Source organism: uncultured Cyclobacterium sp. (assembly GCF_963976465.1).
In the GTDB taxonomy this organism is placed as follows: Bacteria; Bacteroidota; Bacteroidia; order Cytophagales; family Cyclobacteriaceae; genus Cyclobacterium.
This window is the reverse complement of sequence record NZ_CAXBOC010000004.1, coordinates 24,657-30,656: the sequence shown is the minus strand read 5'-3', so window position 1 is coordinate 30,656 and position 6,000 is coordinate 24,657. Positions and strand designations below refer to the sequence as shown.

At 39.2% G+C, this 6,000-nt stretch carries 2 protein-coding genes; one reads left to right on the top strand and one right to left on the bottom strand.

All coding sequences use genetic code 11. The features are described from left to right. Positions 1 to 1,349, bottom strand: a 1,349-nt coding sequence (locus AAC037_RS00755; RefSeq protein ID WP_339900900.1) for a SusC/RagA family TonB-linked outer membrane protein, incomplete at its 3' end; no start/stop codon positions are given. Positions 1,350 to 1,776: 427 nt separating this feature from the next. Here AAC037_RS00755 and AAC037_RS00750 point away from each other — a divergent pair. Then, positions 1,777 to 5,712 carry a heparinase II/III family protein gene (locus AAC037_RS00750; protein WP_339900899.1) on the top strand — a complete coding sequence of 1,312 codons (3,936 nt, stop codon included), beginning with the start codon at positions 1,777 to 1,779 and terminating at the stop codon, positions 5,710 to 5,712. Positions 5,713 to 6,000: the final 288 nt, after the last annotated feature.

The window sequence follows — 6,000 nt, the reverse complement described above, 5'->3', positions numbered from 1 at the left end:
TTTCCGACAATTGTATTACCATCACTATTAATCGCTTGCACTGATCCAAATCTTCCATCTTCAGTATAGGGAGCTGTAAAAGGGTAACCTCCATTAGAAAAAATATACATCATCCGACCCAAATTAAATGGTTCTTCAGAGGCTTTTTTGATGCCATTAAGCCTTCCTCCTATCGTAAGCCAATCTTTAAGCTTAGTTTCCAAATTTACAGTCAACCCATATCGGTTTGATTTAGAATTGAGCATGATCCCATCCTGATCTAAATAGTTCATTGATACATAGAATTTGGTTTGCTCAGAACCTCCATTTACCGAAATATTGTGTTCTGTAATGGGTGCATTCCTAAAAACCTCATCAAAAAAATTAGTGTTTGGATATACATAAGGATCATTATTGTTTCTAAAATCATTGATCACTGTTTCTGGAAACAAGGGGCTTCCGCCTTGATTTGCCAAAGCTTGATTCCACATGCCCATGTACTCCACACTATTCTCAATAATGTTGTACCTTCTCCCAAGGCTTTGCTGTCCTACATAACTTCCAATATTAATACTAGTCCTTTCACCAAATTTTCCTGATTTAAGGGTAATCAAGACAACACCATTGGCTGCTCTTGAACCATAAATAGCCGAACTTGCCGCATCTTTTAGCACTGTCATGCTTTCAATATCATTTGGGTTAATCTCGTTTATTGATGCCTCCACACCGTCTACAAGAATAAGTGGGTTTGAATTATTTAATGTTCCCCATCCTCTAACCCTGATCTGAGCACCATCACTTCCGGGTTTTCCTGAATTCTGACTGATCCAAACGCCTGGTACTTGACCACTCAATGCTTGAGATGCATTGGTTAAAGGCCTATTTTGTAGTTCTTCATCAAAATTCACAGCGGAAACGGAACCTGTCAAATTTTCTCTCTTTTGGGTGCCATACCCTACAACCACCACTTCATCGAGGGCCGATGTATCTTCAAGTAGTGTTATATTAATCATGCTTTGGTCAGAAACTTGAATTCTTTGTGAGACAAATCCAATAAATGAAAAAACCAATGTTGCCCCTTCATCTACATTAATCCTATACTTCCCATCCAAATCAGTAGCAGTACCACTGCCAGTGCCGGGTACAGAAACCGTAACCCCGGGGATCGGTTCACCATTTACATCTACGACCGTACCGGTAATTTCAGCTCTTGGTTTGGGGCTAGCGGGGTGAAATGCTTTCGAGACAAAACTGTTACCGTACCCGAAACTAGATATCATTAATAATGCAATTAATACATTTAAGCTTACAATGGCTTTACTAGTAGGGAGATAAGCCCCCCAACAACTTTTAATTGGTACATTTTTCATTGATTTGCGGTTTGGTGAATAATTTCTTAAAAATCATTAGAATAAAATGATGTCAAACACTAAATTTTATCATTAAAGTCAAATGACACTTAATAATACTACTAAAATTTAAAAATTTATATATTATCAAATATTTTTTCCTTTATTATTTCAATTAATATTAATTATACTCTCCTAAAAACTTGCTGAAGTAACCTATATCATCATTTTGAGTATCATTTTTATTTCACTACTAGCCATATTTAAAATATTGTCCAACCATAGTTGGGCTTCTTTGATGTTCCTAGACAGGTTGTTCTAAAAAATGAATTATCGCTTTATTTTCTCCTTATTCTCAATACCGGTCGCTCCCCCTCATCCATTTTTCACTTTCATTTTTGCCTGTATACTCGTATATTTTCACGCAATATAAAACTCAAAACTACCTATGAAATCATTCCTATTAGCCCTAACAGTTTTTGCTTTTTCATTTTTGTTAGGGGCCCATAGCTTTGCTCAGCTTGCTGATGTAAAATCTGACTTGATCTATCCTACCTCATTTGTACATCCCGGTATTTTACAAAACCAAGCTGATTTGGATTATATGAAATCTCAGGTGGTTCAAGAGAAAGAACCATGGAAAACAGCCTATGAGAACCTTAAAAATGAAGCATCAATTGATTTTCAACCCCAAGCATTTACCCATGTAGTGAGGGGCTCATATGGTCGCAAAGGGGAAGGACATAAAGAACTTTCGGCCGGAGCCTTGGAAGCCTACAGACAGGCTTTGCTCTGGTACATTTCTTCAGATAAGCAACATGCATTAAAGTCCATAGAAATAATCAACGCCTGGGCCGAAAGGTTATGGGATTTTGATGACAATGATGCAAAGCTCATCGCAGCACTGACCGGTCAACACTTCCTGAATGCAGCAGAGATTTTACGGTATAGCGATTCTGGTTGGGATCCGGAAGAAATCCAAAAATTTGAGCAATTAATGCTTACGGTATTTTACCCATACATCAGAGACTTTTTCACAGAAGCCAACGGGAACTGGGATGCAGCCATGATCAATACCATGCTTGGAATTGGGGTTTTTACGAATCGACCTGAAATATTTAAAGAAGCAGTAGACAGGTATTTCTGGGGACCTAACAATGGGAGTATCTCCAAATACATTTACCCCAACGGGCAAATCCAAGAAACAACAAGGGATTGGCCCCATGTTCAATTGGGTTTAGGAGAATTTGCCAAAGCTGCTCAGGTTGCCTGGACACAGGGAGTAGACTTCTATTCAGTGGCTGACAATAGACTGGCTTTAGGTTTTGAATACAGTGCAAAATTCATGCTTGGCAATGAAGTTCCTGTTTATGGAATTATTTCTCAACGTGGACGTGGTGAGTTCAGAGATATCTATGAATTTGTATATACACACTACACTGATATTAAAAATATTCCCATGCCATATTCAAAAAAGGCGATCGAAAAAACAAGGAATGAGTCAAGCTGGGAGTTTTTAGTCGCTCAAAAAGCCCAATCAAAAAAATCTTCATCAATAACAAAAACTCCGCTATCGCTTGCGCGAAAGCAAAGTGGTGCCTCCAGAGCAAAATTAGGCAAAACTCCAACAGATTATATAAATGTAAAAGCAGGACAATCAATTCAACAGGCCATTGTAAAGGCTCAAAAATCTGGGCAAAAAATACTCCTTGAAAAAGGTGTGCACGTATTGGAGGCCCCACTAATATTACCCGATGATATTCATTTAGAAGGCTTTGGATTATCCACCATTCTTTTGCTTGAAGAGCAACTGAGAGGAATAACCATTGGCAACCTAAACCCTTCAACAGCAAACATTACGCTTAAAAATTTTGTGATCGAGGGTAGGTCAAGTGCTGAAGCAGAATATGATCCCAATCAAAGTAGAAGGGCTCGCGCCAGACAATCAGCTCCTAGAAGGGAGGGCTTGGTATTGTCTGCTGATTTCCCAGGTCAAATCCAAAATATTCATTTGGAAAACCTTACGGTAAGAAACTTTACCAAAAATGGGGTTTCACTACGCGGAGCAAATAAAGTAAACATCATCGATTGTGATTTTAGTGACAATGGTTCTAATGTTGTTCCCGGTAAAGGCATTCATCATAACCTCCATCTTTTCCAATCGAGCAATATCAAAATTTCCAATAGCCGATTTAGTAATTCACCATGGGGCTCCGGTATAATGGCCAGTCTTTGTGAAAACGTTAAAATCGTCAACAATGAAAGCAGCCGTAACAAAGGCGATGGCATACAGGTCAATGAATCTCATGCTGTGGAAATCAAATACAACCTCCTGGAAGGCAATGATCGAAACGGTTTGCTTTTAGAAAATCTTTATAAGGGCAATAGTCAACTTACCATCGCTCAAAACACCATTCAGACAAATGGAGGTATGGGTATCAAATCTACCAACAACTTCAGCCAGCTTAGAAATTACAATATAATTCAACACAATGGAACACAAACTTCAACAGCCGTTCCAAACGAGCATTTTCTTAACAATTGGCAAAAGATATCTGAAAAGCTAAACCTCACACAAAAAGTAAAGGCCAATATTGACAACCCTATATTGGCTGCCAGGTATTTACTGGAATATTTTAGGAGTAGAACAGGTTTAGCTCATCCTTCCGACAACAAAAACTATAATGGAAAACCTTCATCCAAGGATTTTATTTATGCTGAAAATGCCCTAAAACATGTGATGGTAGGCCAACCTGCTTATCCACCATCCTTTGTAGGCTGGGACATCAATTGGGAAACCCAACCGGTAAAAGATAAAGAATGGGTATGGCAGCTTAATAGAATGGTCTTCTGGCAAAGCATGGGAAAAGTTTACAAAGCGCAAAGGGATGAAAAGTATGCCCAAGAATGGAACAAACAACTTATTGACTGGGTAATAAAAAACCCAAGAGATGAAAATCATCAACTGGCATGGCGATCTATAGAAGCCGGTATTAGAGGAAACAGGTGGACCCACCTATTCAATTATTTTCTTCACTCCCCTAATTTCAGTCCGGAGGCCCTGGTATTCTTCCTTAGTAGTATGTATGATCATGCTGACTTCCTAATGACCAAATACAGTTCTGGAAGCAATTGGGCCTTAATGGAGGCTGAAGGAATGGCTTTTATCGCCATGACGTTTCCTGAATTCATAGACTCAGACCAATGGTTGAATGAGGCGATCAAGCGTTTTAACAATGAGATTCACGAACAAGTATATCCTGATGGTCACCAAAGAGAATTGGCTTTTGGGTATCATATGGGAAGCATAAGTTGGTTTTTGAGGACCTATGAACTTGCTCAAATGAATGGCAAGGCGGATCTTTTTTCTGAAGATTACCTGAAGATGATTGAGAAAATGGCTGAGGTTCCCATGAAGCTTGCTTTTCCTGATGGTACAACTCCTCAATTTGGAGACGCATGGACAGGAAGCCCCGGACAACATTACGATAAACTTAAAGTATATGCCAAACTCTTTGACAGACCAGATTTTCTGTATGTGGCCACTGAAGGAAAAGAAGGCAACAAACCCGAAAATACGGCTTTTGCTTTCCCTCAGAGTGGGCTTTATTCCATGCGAAGCTCTTGGGATCCTTCAGCCATTGCCTTGGTATTAAAATGTGGCCCCAACGGAGGCGGACATAGTCAACCGGACAATGGGACCTTTTCTCTTTTTGCCGGAGGAAGAAATCTCACTCCTGATTCCGGTAGCTTTATTTATAGTGGTGATCCGGAAGGGAGAGCTTGGTTCAGGCAGAGCAAAGTACACCAAACCCTTACTTTAAATGGGGAAAACATTAATTATGCACCAAAATTATTACTATGGAAACCCGGAGAAAAACATGATATTCTAGTGGTTGAAAATCAAAATTATGAAGGAATGGCCCACCGTAGAGCGGTAATATTCTACAACAAATCATTTTTTATTCTAGTGGATGAGGCCATTGGGACTGAGAATGGTATACTGGATTTAAATTTTCAACTCGCCCCCGGTAAGGTTTCGATGGACAAAGAAAACCTTTCGGTCCAGACCTTGTTTCAAAATGGCTATAATCTTTCTATAAAAGCGCACGATACAACAAAATTAGGCTTAAACGAAAAAGAAGGGCAAGTTTCTTTTATTTATACCATAAAAGAGCCTCGTCCGGCATTTTCTTTTAGTAAAGAATGGGATGGTAAGAAAAATGGTGTGCGGTTTATTACAAGTTTGGTTCCTTTTCAAGGGGAAGAAGCCCCTCAACTAGATATTCAATTGGGATCAAAAACAAAAATAGGTAGTGATAAGGTTACTTTAGAAGTAATTACCAACGGAGAAAAAGAAACCATCAGCTACAACTTTAAATAAGTATAAGCACCAACACCGTACTTTGAGGAAAGGGGTTTCCATGAAATGCAAATGACAATGCTAAATACTCCATGGTGTTTCTATCAATAAGGTTTAACCCGAAATATGAAATAGACAATCTATTACGTGCTGAAATCGCTTCAAAATCAGCCACTTTGTTGCTGTTTTCAATTTCACCATAGCGGTGCTATGCTAAAATCTCCAAACAGCCTGATTTTCTTGCGATTGCAACACTTCCCGTAAACACGGGACAGGCTTCACCCCTGACCTTGTCAGGGCGGAGAAATC